The organism is Rhodobacter lacus (assembly GCF_042683065.1).
In the GTDB taxonomy this organism is placed as follows: Bacteria; Pseudomonadota; Alphaproteobacteria; order Rhodobacterales; family Rhodobacteraceae; genus Rhodobacter; species Rhodobacter lacus.
Genome location: NZ_JBHUIX010000013.1, coordinates 728,456 through 745,535, shown reverse-complemented (window position 1 = coordinate 745,535; position 17,080 = coordinate 728,456). Strand labels below are relative to the sequence as shown.

General features: G+C 64.0%; 21 protein-coding genes and 1 tRNA gene. 3 read left to right on the top strand and 19 right to left on the bottom strand.

Annotated elements, in window-relative coordinates:
* Nucleotides 1-143: 143 nt before the first annotated feature.
* Complete coding sequence (locus ACFSM0_RS15645; protein ID WP_377392442.1) at nucleotides 144-596, top strand: hypothetical protein; 453 nt, start codon at nucleotides 144-146, stop codon at nucleotides 594-596.
* A gap of 36 nt (nucleotides 597-632) precedes the next feature.
* Here ACFSM0_RS15645 and ACFSM0_RS15640 read toward each other — a convergent pair whose 3' ends face one another.
* The 3 genes from ACFSM0_RS15640 to ACFSM0_RS15630 all read right to left on the bottom strand — a co-directional run bounded on the left by ACFSM0_RS15640 (nucleotide 633) and on the right by ACFSM0_RS15630 (nucleotide 1,766).
* Nucleotides 633-788, bottom strand: a complete 156-nt coding sequence (locus tag ACFSM0_RS15640) for a BRO family protein (RefSeq protein ID WP_377392439.1) — start codon at nucleotides 786-788, stop codon at nucleotides 633-635.
* A gap of 25 nt (nucleotides 789-813) precedes the next feature.
* Nucleotides 814-1,263, bottom strand: a complete 450-nt coding sequence (locus ACFSM0_RS15635; protein WP_377392436.1) for a BRO-N domain-containing protein — start codon at nucleotides 1,261-1,263, stop codon at nucleotides 814-816.
* Nucleotides 1,264-1,676: 413 nt separating this feature from the next.
* Nucleotides 1,677-1,766 (bottom strand) — tRNA-Ser (locus ACFSM0_RS15630).
* A gap of 271 nt (nucleotides 1,767-2,037) precedes the next feature.
* On the opposite strand from ACFSM0_RS15630, the gene ACFSM0_RS15625 reads away from it, so the two are divergent.
* Together ACFSM0_RS15625 and ACFSM0_RS15620 are read left to right on the top strand one after the other, a co-directional pair.
* Nucleotides 2,038-2,484 carry an Lrp/AsnC family transcriptional regulator gene (locus ACFSM0_RS15625; RefSeq protein ID WP_377392433.1) on the top strand — a complete coding sequence of 149 codons (447 nt, stop codon included), beginning with the start codon at nucleotides 2,038-2,040 and terminating at the stop codon, nucleotides 2,482-2,484.
* A 6-nt stretch (nucleotides 2,485-2,490) separates the two neighbouring features.
* On the top strand, nucleotides 2,491-3,117 hold the full coding sequence (locus tag ACFSM0_RS15620) for a LysE family translocator (RefSeq protein WP_377392430.1): 627 nt from the start codon (nucleotides 2,491-2,493) through the stop codon (nucleotides 3,115-3,117).
* Here the strand turns inward: ACFSM0_RS15620 and ACFSM0_RS15615 are convergent.
* The 16 genes from ACFSM0_RS15615 to ACFSM0_RS15540 all read right to left on the bottom strand — a co-directional run bounded on the left by ACFSM0_RS15615 (nucleotide 3,114) and on the right by ACFSM0_RS15540 (nucleotide 17,063).
* Nucleotides 3,114-3,728, bottom strand: coding sequence for a TetR/AcrR family transcriptional regulator (locus tag ACFSM0_RS15615; RefSeq protein ID WP_377392427.1), 615 nt, complete (start codon nucleotides 3,726-3,728; stop codon nucleotides 3,114-3,116). The two genes, ACFSM0_RS15620 and ACFSM0_RS15615, sit on opposite strands and share 4 nt — an antisense overlap.
* Entirely contained in the window at nucleotides 3,721-4,629 is a 909-nt protein-coding gene (gene ppk2, locus ACFSM0_RS15610) for a polyphosphate kinase 2 (RefSeq protein WP_377392424.1), read from the bottom strand. The genes ACFSM0_RS15615 and ppk2 overlap by 8 nt, the downstream gene beginning before the upstream one ends.
* A 220-nt stretch (nucleotides 4,630-4,849) precedes the next feature.
* A complete protein-coding gene (locus ACFSM0_RS15605; RefSeq protein ID WP_377392421.1) occupies nucleotides 4,850-5,770 on the bottom strand; it encodes a homoserine O-succinyltransferase in 921 nt (306 codons plus the stop codon).
* Nucleotides 5,771-5,811: 41 nt separating this feature from the next.
* Nucleotides 5,812-6,672 (bottom strand): ATPase, encoded by an 861-nt coding sequence (locus ACFSM0_RS15600; protein ID WP_377392417.1) that lies wholly within the window; start codon nucleotides 6,670-6,672, stop codon nucleotides 5,812-5,814.
* A 49-nt stretch (nucleotides 6,673-6,721) separates the two neighbouring features.
* Entirely contained in the window at nucleotides 6,722-7,627 is a 906-nt protein-coding gene (locus ACFSM0_RS15595) for a DMT family transporter (protein ID WP_377392414.1), read from the bottom strand.
* 123 nt (nucleotides 7,628-7,750) lie between these two features.
* Complete coding sequence (locus ACFSM0_RS15590) at nucleotides 7,751-8,872, bottom strand: OmpP1/FadL family transporter (protein WP_377392411.1); 1,122 nt, start codon at nucleotides 8,870-8,872, stop codon at nucleotides 7,751-7,753.
* Between the two features lie 268 nt (nucleotides 8,873-9,140).
* Nucleotides 9,141-9,431: a hypothetical protein gene (locus ACFSM0_RS15585; RefSeq protein ID WP_377392408.1), complete on the bottom strand. Its 291-nt coding sequence runs from the start codon at nucleotides 9,429-9,431 to the stop codon at nucleotides 9,141-9,143.
* 191 nt (nucleotides 9,432-9,622) lie between these two features.
* A complete protein-coding gene (locus tag ACFSM0_RS15580; RefSeq protein ID WP_377392405.1) occupies nucleotides 9,623-10,015 on the bottom strand; it encodes a hypothetical protein in 393 nt (130 codons plus the stop codon).
* Entirely contained in the window at nucleotides 10,012-10,398 is a 387-nt protein-coding gene (locus ACFSM0_RS15575; RefSeq protein ID WP_377392402.1) for a response regulator, read from the bottom strand. The genes ACFSM0_RS15580 and ACFSM0_RS15575 overlap by 4 nt, the downstream gene beginning before the upstream one ends.
* A complete protein-coding gene (locus tag ACFSM0_RS15570; RefSeq protein WP_377392400.1) occupies nucleotides 10,389-11,261 on the bottom strand; it encodes a CheR family methyltransferase in 873 nt (290 codons plus the stop codon). Before ACFSM0_RS15570 ends, ACFSM0_RS15575 begins: the two co-directional genes overlap by 10 nt.
* On the bottom strand, nucleotides 11,258-11,725 hold the full coding sequence (locus tag ACFSM0_RS15565; protein ID WP_377392397.1) for a chemotaxis protein CheW: 468 nt from the start codon (nucleotides 11,723-11,725) through the stop codon (nucleotides 11,258-11,260). Before ACFSM0_RS15565 ends, ACFSM0_RS15570 begins: the two co-directional genes overlap by 4 nt.
* Nucleotides 11,726-11,730: 5 nt before the next feature.
* Nucleotides 11,731-13,965: a chemotaxis protein CheA gene (locus ACFSM0_RS15560; RefSeq protein ID WP_377392394.1), complete on the bottom strand. Its 2,235-nt coding sequence runs from the start codon at nucleotides 13,963-13,965 to the stop codon at nucleotides 11,731-11,733.
* Nucleotides 13,966-13,975: 10 nt separating this feature from the next.
* Nucleotides 13,976-14,341: a response regulator gene (locus ACFSM0_RS15555; RefSeq protein ID WP_097070573.1), complete on the bottom strand. Its 366-nt coding sequence runs from the start codon at nucleotides 14,339-14,341 to the stop codon at nucleotides 13,976-13,978.
* Nucleotides 14,338-14,613 carry an STAS domain-containing protein gene (locus ACFSM0_RS15550; RefSeq protein ID WP_377392389.1) on the bottom strand — a complete coding sequence of 92 codons (276 nt, stop codon included), beginning with the start codon at nucleotides 14,611-14,613 and terminating at the stop codon, nucleotides 14,338-14,340. Before ACFSM0_RS15550 ends, ACFSM0_RS15555 begins: the two co-directional genes overlap by 4 nt.
* A gap of 192 nt (nucleotides 14,614-14,805) precedes the next feature.
* A complete protein-coding gene (locus ACFSM0_RS15545; RefSeq protein ID WP_377392386.1) occupies nucleotides 14,806-15,783 on the bottom strand; it encodes a glucokinase in 978 nt (325 codons plus the stop codon).
* Between the two features lie 245 nt (nucleotides 15,784-16,028).
* A complete protein-coding gene (locus tag ACFSM0_RS15540) occupies nucleotides 16,029-17,063 on the bottom strand; it encodes a LacI family DNA-binding transcriptional regulator (protein WP_377392383.1) in 1,035 nt (344 codons plus the stop codon).
* Between the last annotated feature and the right edge of the window lie 17 nt (nucleotides 17,064-17,080).

The following is a 17,080-nucleotide window of genomic DNA, read 5'->3' as shown; positions in this document are numbered from 1 at the left end:
TTGAGGTATACCCTAGCGGCCCATCAGGAGGACCAAGAGACAGACAGGCCGGGAAGGTCGAGGATGCCCGTTAGATAGAGGCTGATCTTGCAGTGGCCCTGTGGAAGTGCCAGTGTTTCGCCCATGGGCTAGAGGATTGCATTATGGGTTGGTTTACAAAGCTTTTGGTCATCGGTGTCGTGGGCTTCGGCGGTTACGTTGCCTACGATTTGAATCAGGGCGGATACTTCTCGCTGCCCGACATTCCTTCGGGTGCTTATCCGATTTCCTTCAAGAGCGGACTCCGCGGGGTCGTCTACGATATGGAAGTGACAGACGATCAATATGCAGACGCACCGAAAATCTTCCGACGTCTGGTCATGGCGAACCCTGACAGGCGCTTCCTCGGTTTGCCGCTTGATGTGCCGCGCTGGTTTGAAGATACGTGGTCAACCTGCCGCGTCGGGACTGCAGATGAGCGCGAATACATCTTCAACAACATGTCGGAAGACCTAAAGCGCGAAATGATCGGGGCGCGGCTAGACGCAATCTGCTACATTGAGATTGAAGGAGAACGTCCGCTGCTTCGCGGATTGATCTACTCAGTTCCGGCGTAACGGTGGGGCCACAAGGCCTCTCTCTCGCTCCGTCGACTAGGTGTTAGTATCAATCGGATTGACACTTTTGGCGACAGCGGTGGCGGTGTTGGTCAGCCCGAGCGCCTTGCACACGTCAGCCGCAACGAACCACGGGGCGTCGTCGATGGTGACCGCGCGGATGTTGTGGCCCTTTAAGGCACCCTCGCCCACCCCAACGGGGGGACGCGTGTGGGCGTCAGGTATCTATCTCCGGGTCACAGAAATCTGCGGTGGAATATTTCGAGGCCCCGTCCTTGCGGATGGTAGGCGGCACCTCGCGGGTCACCTGCGCATGGAACGTCTTAGCCTCGGGCTTGTCGCTCTGCAGGACTAGTTGATAGAGGCCCGCCTCCGAGACGATCTTGTTGGGTCGGCCCTTGGTCCCCGCACCCCGGCAATTCAAAACTTGAATTGAACTCAAGTTTGGGGGGCCTTTGATTGCGCGGACGGGGTAAGTCCCAAGGCCGCGCTGGCCTGCGATCTGGAGACGTTTACTATCGCTTTCAGCGACACTTACCTGCTCCGCATGGACCGTATTCCTGATACCAAGCGCCTTGCACACATCAGCCGCAATGAACCACGGGGCGTTGTCGATCTGGACCACGCGGATGCTGTGGCCGTGGAAGTCGTAAAGGGAGGGGCTCACCTTCGCGCATCACCACGCGCACCTTCTGGCCCTTCAAGGCGAACGCAGGGGTGCCCGAAGGTTGGGCTGTGATGTCCTCGACGATCTCCTCATCGGGGAGGTGGCGGGGCGGGGATGCCTTCAACGGCACCGCAGCGGACAGCACCCCACCCCAACGGGGGATGCGCGCGGGCGTCAGATGTCTATATCGGGCTCTCAGAAATCTGCGGTGGAATATTCCGAAGCCCCCATCCTTGCGGATGGAAGGCAGCACCGTCCCGGTGAACCAATTGCGGAAGGCCTTGGCGTCAGGGCTCAGGCCACGGCCCGTTTGCGACATACCAAAAAAGTGGTCTGATTGATTGGTCTGATGCTTTTGACGGTACCCCCATAAAGCGTTGATCTTATGGGAAAATATCGCACTTTTGGGGTGATGGCGGAGAGACAGGGATTCGAACCCTGGGTCGGCTCACACCGACAACGGTTTTCGAGACCGCCGCATTCGACCACTCTGCCACCTCTCCGCGTCAGGGGTCTTCGTGAGGCGGGGATTTAACGTGCCGGTTCGGGGCTTGCAACCGCTTTTTTCAACATTTTGCGACAGATCGACAGGAAGCCGCAGAAAACGCGGCTCTTTGGTCACGCCTCACGGCGCTTGCGGAAGATTTGCGGTTTGACCGGCCCGAACCGGCAGGATGCCGCACGCCATCCGGGCCCCGAAAGATGACGCTTGAGGCAGAAGAAATGGCATGAAATATCCGATATGCGTCGCACGATAGGGGACAAATGCCGGGCATGGATCACATCGACAGGACAATCTGCATTCTTTTGAGCGCCGATGCGCGGCAGTCCATGGCGCAGATCGGCGCGCAGGTTGGCCTGTCCACATCTGCGGTGAATGACCGGCTCAAACGGCTCTCGGAGCGCGGCGTGCTGCGCCGGATGCGCGCGGATCTCGATGCCGGGGCGCTCGGGCTTCCGGTTACGGCCTTTGTCTGGATCGCGCTTGCCGAGACGGCCGATGAGACCGCCTTTCGCGGCGCGATTGCGGCGCGCCCGGAGGTGACGGCCTGCCATCATGTCACGGGTCCGTGGTCCTATCTCGTGCAGGTGCGGATGCCTTCGCTCGCCGGGGTCGAGGGCTTTCTGGGCTGGCTGAAGGCGGAAGGCTGGATCGCGCGGTCCGAGACCATGCTGGCGCTCTCGACCGTTGTCGAGCCGCCATTTCAGCTGCGGGAGTGACCGGCGATGCTCGCTTTGATGATGTTTCTCAAAGGATTGGCGATCGGAGTTGCGATTGCGGCGCCGGTCGGGCCCATCGGGGTTCTGTGCATTCAGCGCACGCTCGCGCGCGGCTTTTTGGCCGGGCTTGCGGGCGGGCTTGGCACCGCACTTGCCGATTTCACCTTTGCCACGGCGGCGGCCACCGGCTTTGCGGTGTTTCGGGAGATTGTCGCGCAGATCGCGCTCCCGCTCGGGCTGATGGGCGGCGCTTTCCTGATCTATCTCGCGGTGACGGGCTGGCCGCGTGGCACGACGGCCACGCCCCGCGCGGCTGCCGCGCCCGAGGCGCGGGGGCTCTGGCGCACCACGCTCGTCACCTATGGCCTCACCATCACCAACCCGCCGACGATCCTTTTGTTCGCGGCGATCTTTGCCGGGCTTGGGCTTGCGGAGGGCTCGGCCCCGCTTGCCACCGCGGCATTGGTGGCGGGCGTCTTTCTTGGCTCCATGGCGTGGTGGGCCTTTCTGTCCGGCCTTGTCGCCGCGCTCCATCACCGCCTTCCCCCCGCTTTCGCGCTCTGGACGGCGCGGGTCTCCAGCCTGACGATGGCAGGGTTCGGGCTTTGGGCCTTCGCCACGGCGCTGCGTTAATCCGGGGCGATCAGCCCGAGCCCGCGCAGATAGACCCCGATGCCGCTTTCGAGCAGGTCATCGGGCGAATAGGGGGATTGGCCCCCGGGCGTGCCGCGGGCGTAAAGCTCGACCACGCCATGCGAGAGCGCACGGATATGGGCGGCCACCATCGAGGCGGGCGGGCGGCGCGCCGCGGGGATATGGGCCGAGAGCGCCTGCGTGGCGCGCATCACCACCGCCTCCGCCCGCGCAGCCCCGTTGGCAAGCTCGGGCGAGCGGTTGGGCGACAGGCCGCTTTCGAACATGGCCATGTAATGGCCCGGAAATTTCTTGGCAAAAGCAAGATAGGCGCGGCCGATGGCGCCAAAGGCCGCAAGCGCCGAGGGTTGGCCGCCGTTCCAGGCATGCTCCATCAGATCGGCATAGATCGCATAGCCCTGACGTGCGCATTCGGCGATCAGGTCTTCGCGCCCCGCAAAATGACGATAGACGGCGGCAGGGGTCACCCCCGCCTCTTTCGCCGCCTCCGAGAGCGTGAAGCCCTGCGGCCCGCGCGCGGCAATGAGGTCGAGCGCGGCGGTGACCAGCGCCTGACGCAGGTTGCCGTGGTGATAGCCCTGTTTAGCCATCGATAAGGTCGATCCCGCCGCAGATCTTCGGATCGACTGCGCCGATTGCCGCCGCATCCTTGCCCGGATAATCAATCCGGTGCAGCACGGAGCGGATCGCGGCAAGACGCGCGCGGTCCTTGTCATCGGAGCGCACTACCGTCCAGGGGGCATGCACCGTGTCGGAGCGCTCGAGCGTTTCCGCAATCGCCATCGTGTATTCATCCCATTTCTTCAGGCCCTCAACATCGATCCAGCTCAGCTTCCATTGCTTGAGCGGGTCTTTCTCGCGGTCGAGAAAGCGCTTGAGTTGCTCGGCCCGGTCGACCGAGAGCCAGAGCTTGACCAGCACGATCCCCTCGTCGACAAGCATTTTTTCAAAGCCCGGAAGCTGGTTGAAAAAATGGCCGCGCTGCTCGGGGGTGCAAAAGCCGAACACCTGCTCGACCACGCCACGGTTATACCACGAGCGGTCGAACAGCGTGATCTCGCCGGCAGCGGGGAGCCGCTCGACATAGCGCTGAAAATACCATTGCGTCGCCTGCCGCTCGGTCGGTTTGGGAAGCGCCACGATCGAACATTGCCGCGGGTTGAGATTGTCGCGCAGCCGCTCGATCGTGCCGCCCTTGCCGGCGGCATCGCGCCCCTCGAAGAGCACAACGAGCCGCTGCCCGGTCTTTTGCAGCCCCCAGCTCATTTTCACGAGCTCGACCTGCAGCCGCTCCATCTCGGCCTCGTACTCCTTCTTCTTCATCTCCGCGCGGTAGGGATAAGAGGGAGAGAGGATCTCGTCTTTCTTCGCACCGGCAATGGCCTTGCGCACGGCCTCCGGCGCGTCTTGTTCAAGATAATGCGTGATCGCGCCGACGAAGGGAATGTCGAGCGCCTCCGGCATCGTCGGTTCTGCCTTGTCCTTGCTCATGCGCGCCCTCCGGGTCGATGTGATGGGGCTTTACTATAGCCGGAGGCGCGGGGGCGGCAAGCCGGGGAGGGGGGCGCTGCCCCCAGTCTCCTGCGGAGACTCCCCCCGGGATATTTAAGCAAAGTCGAAGAGAAAGCGGTTTCGCCTTCGACTTTGTGCAAATATCCCGGGGGTGAATTGGCCGCAGGCCAAGAGGGGGCAGCGCCCCCCCTTTCTCTGCTCACATCCCGATCTGCGCCAGATCGTAGGGCGTGTCTTGATAGATTGCGTTGATCCAGTTGCCGTAAAGAAGATGCGCATGGCTGCGCCAGCGGTTTTTGGGTGCGCGGGTCGGATCGTCCTCGGGGTAGTAATTCGCGGGCACGGTGATCGCCTTGCCGGCCGCCACGTCGCGATCATATTCGTCTTTCAGTGTGGTGCTGTCATATTCGAAATGATTGAAGACATAGAGCGCGCGGTGGCAGGCGTCTTCAACGAGGCAGGGTCCGGTGCGGCGCGAGGCGATCAGGGTCTTGAGCCCGACGGCATCGAGTTCGTCTTGCCGCATCTCGGTCCAGCGGCTGACCGGCACCAGCACCTCATCCGAGAAGCCGCGCAGGAACGGCGAGGTATGGGCGAGGTTGCGCTGCCGAAAGCAGCCGAAGGCTTTTTCCGCCAGCAGATGCTTTTGCACGCCGTGGAAGTAATAGGCCATCGCCATGCCGCCCCAGCAGACGCCGAAGGTGGAAAAGACATGGGTCTGGGTCCAGTCGAACACGCGGGTCAGCTCGTCCCAGTAGGTCACCTCCTCAAAAGCGAGATGCTCGATCGGGGCGCCGGTGACGATCAGCCCGTCGAATTTCTCGCCCGAGGCCTCGACCTCGGCAAAGGGCCGGTAGAAGGTCGCCATATGTTCGGCGGCGGTGTTCTTGGTCTGATGCTCGGTCATGCGGATCAACTGGAAGTCGATCTGGATCGGCGTTGCACCGATCAGCCGGGCAAACTGGTTCTCGGTCTGGATCTTCTTCGGCATCAGATTGAGCAGGCCAATCCGCAGCGGCCGGATTTCCTGCCGCGCCGCACGCTCGGGGCTCATCACCATCACGCCTTCCTTCGACAGGATTTCGAAGGCGGGGAGACTTTCCGGCAGGGTGATAGGCATTTTATGTCCGATACTTGTGATGCGGTCTTAACGAAGAAACCTCAGCCGGGCAGGGCCGCGGCTATCAGCGATGTAAGATCTTTCTCGTCGCGCACAAGGGCGACATCGGAGGCCGCGACCTTTATGCCCCAGTTGCGCGCCATCGCCGCGTAGCGCGGCTGGCGGTGGTCGAGCGCCTGCGCATAGGTCCAGCGGATGAAATCGTCGGGGTTGACCTCATCTTCCTTCAGCCCGCGCTCGACGCGATATTGCAGCCATTTCTTTTCGAGAAATTGCGGCTGGTAATACATCGGCTTCGGGGCCCGGTCGAAGCGGCGCACGAGCTCGCCCGTATGCGCCTCACTGCCCTCGATCCAGACCATGAGCAGATGCGAGGAGAGCTCGCGCAGGATCGGGTCGTGCGGGTCGTCCGGCTCCACCACCTCGCAGATCGAGCCGCCCGAGTCGCACACAAAATGCTTCAGGCCATAGATCGCACGCGAGCGGTCGATGAAATGGGTGGTGTCCATCAGCGAGGCCTGTTCGGCGGCGCGGTGCTGGTTTTGCCGGCGCATGTATTCGTCAAACGGCAGGCCGCCCTTGGGCTCGGAGCCGGGCTTGCCAAGGTATGTCGAGAGTGGCGCGAGATTGTCGAAGGTGATGTTCGAGGCGATATAGACGGAATCGCTCAAAAGCAGCTCGGCAAGAAACGGGTTCTTCATCGCCTCGCGCTTGAAATTGTCGGCGATATATTCGCCCATGTAGCGCGTGCCGATGCGGTAATCGACCGAGTAATGGAACCAGCCCGAGGGGGCGGCGCGCAGCATCGAGGAAACATGGGTCTTGCCCAGCCCCGACATGCCAAAGAACAAAAGCCGTTTACGGCTTGCCGCGAGCCAGTCCGCGCGATTGGCGTAGATCATCGATACCCCCTTGCCATCGCTTCGGGTTTAGCCTGCGGGGCTGGCGGCGTCACGCGGTTTTGGCGCGCGGCTTTGGCGCAGCGTTGAGCAGCCACAGGCCCGCGGCGATCACGGCAAACCCGGCCCATTCGCGCAGGCCCAGCCGCTCGCCATAGACCGCCCAGCCCGCGAGGATTGCCACCGGCGGGATCAGCAGCGTGACAAGCGAGAGATTGCCCGCGCCCGCAAGCGCGAGAATGCGGTAATAGATCAGGTAGGCGAGCGCCGAGCAGCCGAGCGCGAGCCAGAGCAGGCCCGCCCACGCCTCCATGCCCCAGTCAAACCGCGGCACCCCCTCGATCATCAGCATCGCCGGGATCAGCCAGACCATCGCCCCGGTGAGCATCCCCGCCGCGGCAACCTCGGGCGCAAGCCCCTTCACGGCGCGGCGCGCATAGGCGCCCGCGAACCCGTAGGAGAGCGAAGCGCCGACGATTGCCCATTGCGCGGCCGAGGCAAGGGTGAAGGTCGAGAGCGCGGCGGGCCCGATTGCCAGCGCCACGCCGCAAAGCCCGATCAGCACCCCGGCAAGGCGGGGCAGGCTGAGCCGCTCATCCGAGAACACGGCGGCGGCAACGAGCACGCCGAACAGCGCGGTCGAGGCGTTGAGAATTGCCGCGAGGCCCGAGTCGATCTGGGTCTGGCCCCAGACGATGAGGGAGAAGGGGATTGCGTTGTTGAGCGCCCCCATCACGAGGAAAACCACGATATATTTGGGGTGTGAGGGCAGCGGGCGGCGGCGTGCAAGCGCCCAGAGCCAAAGTGCGAGCGCGCCGAGGCTGACACGGAAAGTGACGACAGTGAGAACCCCCGCGCCCGAAAGCGCGGCCCGGTTCGACAGGAACGAGGTGCCCCAGACCAGCGCGAGCGCGGCAAGGAGCATCCAGGCAAGAGGGGTGAGGCGAGGGGCTGTCATGATGGCGCGACGCTAGCCGCGTGGCGCGCGCCTCGCCACCCGGATCTTGTGCCAAGCACAATCGCGCGCAAACAAAGGGCCCCGCCGGTGGCGGGGCCGCTCTTGGCGCCAAGGGGCGGGGGCTCAGAAGCTGATGCCGACGCGCACGCCCGCGCCCCAGCCCGAGTTGCTGGAAAAGTCGCCGTCGATCGGCAGGTTGGTGCGGGCATCGCCGATATCGACATAGCGCACCGCGCCGGTGACCTTGACGTTGTCGCTGACCTTGTAGGTCGCGGCGAGCGCGATCGAGCGGAAACCATCGGTCGGGCCGAGGTTGCCGGTGCGGGTGCCGGTGTGCTTTTCGTAGCCGAGGATCGCCGCGCCGGACCATTTTTCGTTGAACTTGCGCCCAACGCCGATCGTGTAGGTCGTTGTGTTTTCGGTGTAATCAACCAGCGGCGTTTGGCCGAGATAGGCGGGCGAGGTATAGACATCGGGGGTGATGTCGAACTGCGTCCAGTGCACCCAGCGCACCGAGCCGAACACAAGCGTATCTTTGGCGATGCCGGTCTGGAATTCGAGGTTCACCGATTCCGGGATCGTGGTGCTGAAGGCCGTGTCGAAGGAAAGCGGCCCCGCGAGCGGGTGCACGAAATTCTCGTTCGCATCGAAGTCATGCGTGATCTTCGAGTTGTAGGTAAGCGCGATCCGCGCCGCGATCTCGGGCTTTTCCCACGCCACGCCAACGAGATAGCCGAAGTCAGTCTCTTTGGAGGATTCCATCGTATACCCGGCCACGCTCGGCAGGCTGACCTTGCCAGAGGTGCGCAGCGCGCGCACGCCGCCGATCAGCGAGAAGTTCTCGGGCAGCTTGTAGCGCAGCATCGCGGTGAGCTGGGTGTTGCTGATCGTGGCGGTCGATCCTTGCAGGAAATAGCCGCTGCCGAACGGGTAATTGATATTCGCGCCAACAGCGCTGTCGAGCACGACGGCGAAGTCGAGCTTTTCATTGACGGCCATCTTCAGCGCGAAACTCGGCCCGCCAAAATCGCCCGCCATATCGCCCGAAGCCCCGTTATAGCCCGTGGCCGTGCTGTTCAGCCCGGTGCCCGAAACATCGGGGCGGAACCCGCCAAGGCTGAATTCGGCATAGTTGCCCTCTTCGAACAGGATCCCCACCGATTGCGTGGAACGTTCGATCCCGCCCGCGGTTGCAGCGGTGGCGCCAAGCATCAGGGCGCTCGCCGTCAGCATAAACTTTTTCATGGTTGTCTCTTCCCTCGAGTGTACGGAACTCTCTCTCCCGCGCTCACCGTAGCATGGCGCGAAAGTGAATCAATTCGCGCTGCGGCCTTACGTCACGTCCGCGTGAGGGTCCAGTCGCAAGATTGTTGCGCCAAGGCCACGAAAGCAAGCAAACTCAACGGTTTGGTTTAGGTGTTTCGCGGCAGCGCAGCGCCAATTTGGACCATTTCGGGCGCTTGACTTCGCCGCAATGCCGAAATTTTCCAAGCTGCAGCGAGTCGCGCCTCGCTCAGCCAAGGCCGAGCAGCCGCATCCATTCCCACAGCGCGATGGCGGTCAGGCCAAAGCCCGCAAGAACGACGCTGAGCCCGAGCCCGAGCCAGCCCAGCGCGTGCAATTGCGCATGAGCCGCGGGGCGGTCTGCGTGCCGCGGAGCGAGGGGGGCCGACGCAAACCGGGCCGGCGCAAACCGGGGCGGGGCGACCAACGGAGGCTGCCCGGCGTTGGAGGAGGAGGCTTGCGGGGCAAAACGGGGGGACGCGGCGCAGGCCGGGGCGGCTTGCGGGATCGGGGGGATCATTCTTCACTCCTGCTGCTCGTTTTGTCCCATTAACCAGCTTTAGGGTAAACAGTGCCTTAACACGCCCCGCGCCCGCGCCGCAAAATCTGTTCGTGGCATAAAAACGGGCAGGGCCCGGGCAGGACCGTGCCGCATAAAATGAAAACGCCGCCGATCCTTGCGGACGGCGGCGGATTGTTAGTCGGAGAGGCTTAGAACCACTGGATTTCTCCGGTGTCCTCTTCCTCATGCACAACGCGCTCGGCAGAAGGGTCGAGGTTCTGGGCCAGTTCATGAAGCCGCAGCCGCGACAGGATCGGCACCGCATGCAGCTTCACATCCTGCGGCATTTCGGTGGAAACCGCGGCCATCAGCCGGCCGAGATCCTCAAGCGCCTGCGTGATCCGGTCGATCCCCTGCAGGCCGCGGATTGCCTCGATATCGGTATGTTCGGCGAAATGGCACATCGAAAGCGCGCGCTGCACTTCAGCGGAGAGCCGGGCCAGCGTGTCGAGTTCGTCGCCGATCCGTCCGGCGAGCGCATCAAGCGGCAGGTCGCGGTGCTCGAGCGCATGGGAAACCATTTCTGGAGAGATGCCGATCATAGCCGCCCCACCACCGCTTCGATGCAGGCACGCAGTTCCTGCGGGGTGAAAGGCTTCTTGAGGAAGTTGTTCATCCCCAGCCGTTTGCCATTCTCGATGATCTCGCGATCCGCGCGACCGGTGATTAGGATGAAACCCAACCCCTTGGTCTTGGCGTTCGTGCGCAGCGCATGGAGCAGTTGCAGCCCGTCCATGCCCGGCATGTTGTAATCCGAGATCACCAGATGGACGGGTGTCTTGTCGAGAATTTGCAGCGCGCCGGGGCCGTCGGTGGCATAGCCCACCTGACGGATGCCCATCGCGTCGAGCGCCTGTGTGATCAGGCCCCGAGAGGTGGACATGTCGTCGACCACCATAATTCGCAATTGGTCTCTCAGTGCCATTTCGGGCCTCCGTTCGGGCTTGCCGCTTCGGGCAGCCGATAGGTTGTGATGCCGGCCGTGCCGAGCGCGGTGCTGTCGTCCAGCGGCACGCGTTCAGAATGACCAACGAACAGCCAGCCCCCGGGGGCAAGCACGGATTCGAAACGCCGCCAGAGCTTGAGCTGGTCCTCCGGGCTGAAATAGATCACGACGTTGCGGCAGAAGATAATGTCGAAACGGCCCTTCATCGGCCATTTCTCGTGCAGGTTGAGCTCATTGAAGCTGACAAGTCCGCGCAGGGCCGGCACCACGCGCACCCCGCCTGCCTCGACGGTCACAAAGCGCTGCATCGGTTGCGGGATCGTGTTCAGCGTGCCGCTATCATAAAGCGCCTCGCGGCCGCGTTCAACCATGCGCGGGTCGATATCTGTCGCAAGGATCTTGATGTCGAGCCGCGCCAGATCCTGCGCCATGTCCGCCAGCACCATGGCGATGGTGAAGGCTTCCTGCCCGTTCGACGAGCCCGCCGACCAGATCCGCACCTTGCCCCCCGCGCGCGCCTTGGCCAGAAGCGGCGGCAGCGCATCCTTGCGCAGCGTCTCGAAATGGTGGTTCTCGCGGAAGAACTGGGTGACGTTGGTGGTGAGCGCCGAGATCATCTCGCGGCGTTCCTCAAGGCCTTCGTCAGAGGTGACGTAGGCGATGTAGCTCTGGTAGTCCTTCAGGCCCAGCGCGCGCAACCGTTTGCCAAGCCGCGATTGCACCATCGAGGCCTTGCCCGGGGCGAGCACGATCCCGGCGTGTTCATAGAGAACCCGCGCGATCGTCGAAAGCTCGCTCGCCGAAGGGGCGATGGCCCCGCTGATGGGAAGTGGGTTATTCATGCGGCCTCAGCATTGTCATCCGGGAGAACGGCCGCCAGATCGAGCACGCGGATCATCCGCCCGTCGACGATGGTGAGCGCCTCGATGAAGCTGTGGGCGCAATCGGCCGCGAGTTCCGGCGGCGGTTGCAGCTCGGTGCGCGGCAGCGCAAGGATGTCCGAGACGGCGTTGACGAGCAGCCCCGCGGTCTGGGTGCCGACTTGCACGACGATGATGACGTTGCGCGCATCGCCCTCGACCGGCTCCATGCCGAGCCGCACCGAGAGGTCGACCACCGGCAGCACCGTGCCGCGCAGGTTGATCACGCCGCGCACATGGTGCGGCGCATGGGGCAGCGGGGTCGCGCGGGTCCAGCCGCGGATCTCGCGCACCGACATGATGTCGACGCTGTATTCTTCATCCGCCAGCCGGAACGACAGGAGTTCGAGTTCGGAGGAGTTTTGCGAGCTTTTTTCCAGTGCCATGGCGGTTATCCTGCAAGAGCGAAGCTTTGGCTCCGGGTGCGACCGGAAGCGTTGGAGACAAGATCGGCGGGGTCGAGGATCAGCGCGATCTGACCATCGCCAAGGATGGTGGCGGCGGCGACGCCGGGGATATGGCCGTAGCTGCGTTGCAGCCCCTTGATCACAACTTGCCGTTGTTCGAGGATCGAGTCGACGACAAGAGCCGAGCGGGTGCCGTTTTCCTGCGCCGTGAGCAGCACGATGCCGCCCGCATAGCTCGTTTTCGGCGCCCGGTAGCCCAGCTCGGCGCCCAGGTCATAGAGCGGCACGAAGGCGCCCCGGACATGGATCACGTTGGTGTTGGGGCCAAGCGCGCGGATGTCTTCATCCGTGAGCGTCGCGGTTTCGAGGATCGAAGAGAGCGGCACCACAAGCGTTTCATTGGCCACGTTCACCACCATGCCATCGAGCACGGCAAGCGTGAGCGGCAGCGAGATCGAGAAGCGCGTGCCCTTGCCGGGCTCCGAATGGATCGTGATCCGGCCCCCAAGGCCCTGGATCGCCTGCCGCACCACATCCATGCCGACACCGCGGCCGGAGAGGGCGGAGACCTGATCGGCGGTCGAGAAGCCGGGCAGGAACAACAGGTTGTCGATCTCGCTGTCGGAAAGCTGGGCGTCGGGGGCAATCAGCCCCTTCTCGATCGCTTTGGCGCGGACTTTCGGGCGGTTGATGCCGGCGCCGTCGTCGGTGATCTCGATCACCACACGGCCCGAGCGGTGCTGCGCGGAGAGGGTGATCACGCCTTCGGGTGACTTGCCCGCGGCAACGCGCTTGTCCGGCGTCTCGAGCCCGTGGTCGACCGAGTTGCGGATCATGTGCGTCAGCGGATCGGCCAGACGTTCGATCACGGTCTTGTCGACCTCGGTCGCCTCGCCCTCGGTTTTCAGACGCACTTCCTTGCCAACGGCGGCCGAGGCTTCGCGCACGATCCGGGCCATGCGCTGGAACAGCGGCTTGACCGGCTGGGCGCGGATCATCATCACCGAGTCTTGGATGTCGCGGGTCAGCATCATGAAGGCTTCGAGCCCGGTCATCACCGCCGAGTTCGGCGGCAGGCCGGCTTCGGCCACGCTTTGCGCCAGCATCGCCTGGTTGATCACCAGCTCGCCCACAAGGTTGACCAGACGGTCAATGCGATCAAGATCGACGCGCACGGTCGCCTGCGGTTCGGAACCGCCGCTTTCGCGCGCCTCGCGGCCTTCGCGGGCGCCGCCCCCGGTCGCCGCGGGCGGGGCCGCGGGTTCAGGCGTTTGCGCAAGCGCGCTCACCGCGGGCGGGCTCTCGAGTTCAAGCGCTGCTGCGGGTGCTGCCGTCATGGTCATCATCGGCGCCGCGTCAGCCATTGGCATCTCGACTTGCGGCGCTGCCGGGAAAGGGGCCCCGAAATCCTCCTCCTGCGTGCCGAGCGGCGCAAGATCGGGCAGATCGAAAGCGGCGGGCGCCGCGTCAGCGCTGGTGATCTCGATCTCGCAAACATCCTCCACGAAGTCGAACACTTCGCGGATGTCGAAATCGGTCACATCGCCGCTGATTTCGCAGATCCACTCCAGATAGGCGGCCTCGGGCTCGAGCGTATCGAGGCCGGGGAGGGCGCCCGTCTCACAGCGGATCTTGCAATCGCCGAGCTTTTTGAGCGCGCGCAGCAGATGCAGCGGCTCGTTGCCCGAGGCGTAGAGCGCCGCAGAGGGTTTGAAGCGCACGATCCACGCCGGGCGTGTGGGCGCCGCCTCCTCATCGGCCGGACCAAAGTCGAAGGCCAGGCCCATCGGCTGGAAGTCGGTGACTTCTTCCACTTCCTCAACCACGGGGGCGCCGCCCATCAGCGCCTCAAGCGCCACAAGGCAGGGTTCCGAGCCATCCGGGGGCGCGGCGCCGTCGCGGGCGGCGCGCACCTGATCCTGAAGCAGATCGGCGGCCTGGAAGAACAGTTTCATTGCTTCGGGAGTGATTGACAGACGCCCCGAACGGAGTTCGTCGAGCACGGTCTCGTAGCGGTGGGCAAAGCCCACCAGCGCGTTCAGACCAAAGGCTCCGGCACCACCCTTTATGGAATGAACCGCGCGGAAGACGACGTTGATCGTCTCATTGTCATGACTGCCCTCGTCCATATCGGAGAGCGCATCTTGCAGACTCTCGAGCAGCTCTTCACATTCGATGAAGAAACTTGCCCGGATTTCCGCCATCGGGTCCGTTGCCATTCGTGCCTCCTCAGCCCGCAACCATCTGCAAAGCCTTGACCAGCTTCGGCGGATCAAACGGCTTCACAATCCAGCCCGTCGCACCAGCGGCACGGGCGCGCGCTTTCAGCTCAGGCGCAGATTCGGTGGTCAGCACGAGAATCGGCGTGCCACGGTGTTTGTCTTGTTGACGCACCGCTTCAATGAAGCCGAAGCCATCGAGGCGCGGCATGTTGATGTCCGAGATGATCGCATCGGGAGCGATTCCTTCGAGCACCTCAAGCCCATGCACGCCGTCTTCGGCCAGATGAAGAGTAATGCCCGCTTCAGTCAGGGCGAGTTTCAGCATATCGCGAATCGTGCGGCTGTCGTCGACGGCCAGGACAGTCAGGCTCATTCGGCCTCTCCGGTTTGCAAATCCGCGGGAGCAATGCCGAAGGTTTCGAGAGCTTCATCGAAAGCGTCGGAGCGCGGAGTGATGGTGAAGGAGGTGCCCGCGGTGCGCGCGCCTTGCGCAGCCGAGGCGAGTACTTGCAGCGCGAGCCCACCAAGATGGGTGACCGCGGAGGCATCGAGAACGAGATCGGTCCCGCCAGCCTGCCGCAACGCGGTGGCGAGCGGGGTGGCCTGCGAAAGATCGAGGCGGGCGGCGAGAGCAATGGTCTGCATCACGACCTCACAAAAAGTTGGTTTTGGAGAAGGATCACGCGTTCCCCTTTCATTCCTGCATGAAAGAGATTTAGCGGGTGCGGGTTAAGATTGACTTGACGGAAAATCGAATTTCGCGCCCGGACGCAGGCGCCGGACAGGATAAATCAAGGCGTCAGGAACGCCGCGCGCGGGCGCGGTATTGCCGCGGTATTACAGTTGCGGCGCACGCGCGTGGAGATAGGCGGCGCAGCCCGCCAGCGCGGCGTAATCATCCTCGATCACCGAGACCGGGAAGGCGCGCAGGAACTCGGCAAATCGGCCCTTGGCGCAAAACGCCTCGGCAAAGCCGAATTCCTCAAAAAGCGGTGTGAAGGCGCGGGCCACGCCGCCGCACAGATGAATGCCGCCGAAAGGCAGGTGGATCAGCGCCAGATCGCCCGCCACCGCGCCCAGATGGCGCACGAAGATCCGCGCCGTCTCCCGGCCGGTCTCGGTGCGGGCGGTGATTTCCTCCATCACTTCCGCCGCTGAAAGCCGCGCCGGGGCGCCGGCGCGCGCGGTGACAAAGGCATGCACCCGCTCCAGCCCGCGCCCGGAGAGCACATCCTCGACCGCCGCAAAACCATGCACCTCCTCGACGAAGCGCATCAAGGCGATGTCCTCCGCGCTCACGGTGGGCAGCGTGACATGGCCACATTCGGAGGGCGCAACAATCCGCCCGCCCGGCGCCTCATGCACGGGCGCGGCGTTGAAACCGGTGCCCACACCGATCACGAGTTGGCTTGAGCCGGGCCGGGCCGCGGCGCCGGGGAGCAGCGCGCGCACCGCATCGGTGGCCAGATATCCCAGCGCATGCCCCTGTGCCTGCAGGTCGTTGAGCACCGCAACCGTCTCTGCCTTTGTCACCTCGGCAATGGCGCGATCCTCGATCACCCAGGAAAGGTTCGTCATATGCGCCACGCCGTCGCGCACCGGCCCTGCGGCGGCAACGCAGGCACCCGCAAGATCGCTCACGCCTTCGGTCTGCATGTAATCAACCAGGATCGGCTCCAGCGCCGGGCGCCCTGCATTGGCATAGCGGCGGATCGTTTCGGGAAGCAGCCGCCCGGCCTCGGCCAGCGCAACGCGGGTATTGGTGCCGCCGATATCGGCCAGAAGCGTGTAACGGTCGGGGGTGGACGAGATCATCTAACGCTCCAGAGCTTTCCTTAAAGCGTGATAGGACGCCTTCGGGGGGGGCTGCAAGCTTTCGCAGGGGAAAGGTGCGGGCGAAACCGGCTCTACGCGCCTTGCGGGCCTTGTGGCCCGGCCGGGCGCAACGCAGAGGCCGGCGCGAAATGGGGCGCGTTTCTGAAAAGCTTTGCGTGGAAAGATTGGCGCGTAACTATTTTCCAATATTAGACAATACAGATCCAGCCTCCGAATGCGCGCGCTCATGGCCGCGCCCCCGGCGCCGGGCCAGTCGACGCGCCGACGACCAGCACCGCCTCCATCAACTCTGTGACGGGCGGCGCGCCGGGCTCCGCGATTTGCGCAAGCAAGATCTCGGCGCATCGCCGCCCCGCCGCCCGCACCGAGGCGCGCGTGGCGGTAAAGATCGGCTCCTCGGCACCGTTTCGAAAATAGCCAAGCTCGTCGTCATGGGTGAGGATCGAGACATCGCGCCCCATCTTAAGCCCCAGATCCCAGAGCGCGCGGCGCACCCCCATGGCCGAGAGAAGCGAGCTCGTCAAAAACGCGGTCGGCGGGTCGTGTCGCGCCAGCAAGCGGTGCGCGGCCGCATGGCCCTGCGCCTCGGTCATTTCACCCGAAAGCATCAGATGCGGGTCGGGCGCAAGCCCGCGCTCCCCCAGCGCCCGCTCAAAGCCGCGCCGCCGACGCAGCGCGAAATCCATCTCCTCGAGCCCGTTCACCAATGCGATCCGGCGATGCCCGAGGTCGATCAAAAACCGTGTCGCCCGCTCAAAAGCGCGCGCGCTGTTCACATCCACATGGGCATAGGGCAGATCCACCCCGGAGGCGCGCCCATGCACGACGAAGGGCAGGCCCAGATCGCTGAGCAGCGCAATCCGGCTGTCTTGCGCGCGCGGGCCCTGCACGATCACCCCGTCCACATTGCCCTGCGCACGCAAGGCCCGGTAGGCGCGGCTTTGATCGGCATCGGCAACGGTGATCAGCACCATGTCATAGCCCGCGGTCGCATAGACCGCGCTCGCCCCGGCGATGAAATCTCCGAAGATCGGATTGAGCATCTCGTTTTGGCGCGAGAGCGGAATCACATGGCCGATGGCCATTGCCCGACCGGTGGCAAGGCGGCGCGCCTGACTGTTGGGCCGGTAGCCATGCGCAAGCGCCGCCGCCTCGACGCGGCGCCGTGTCGTCTCTGCCACTTCGGGAAAGCCGTTGAGCGCCCGGCTCACCGTTGTCGGCGAGAGGCCCAGCATCTCGGCAAGATCCTTGAGGGTCATGGTCCGGTCCGCCCCGC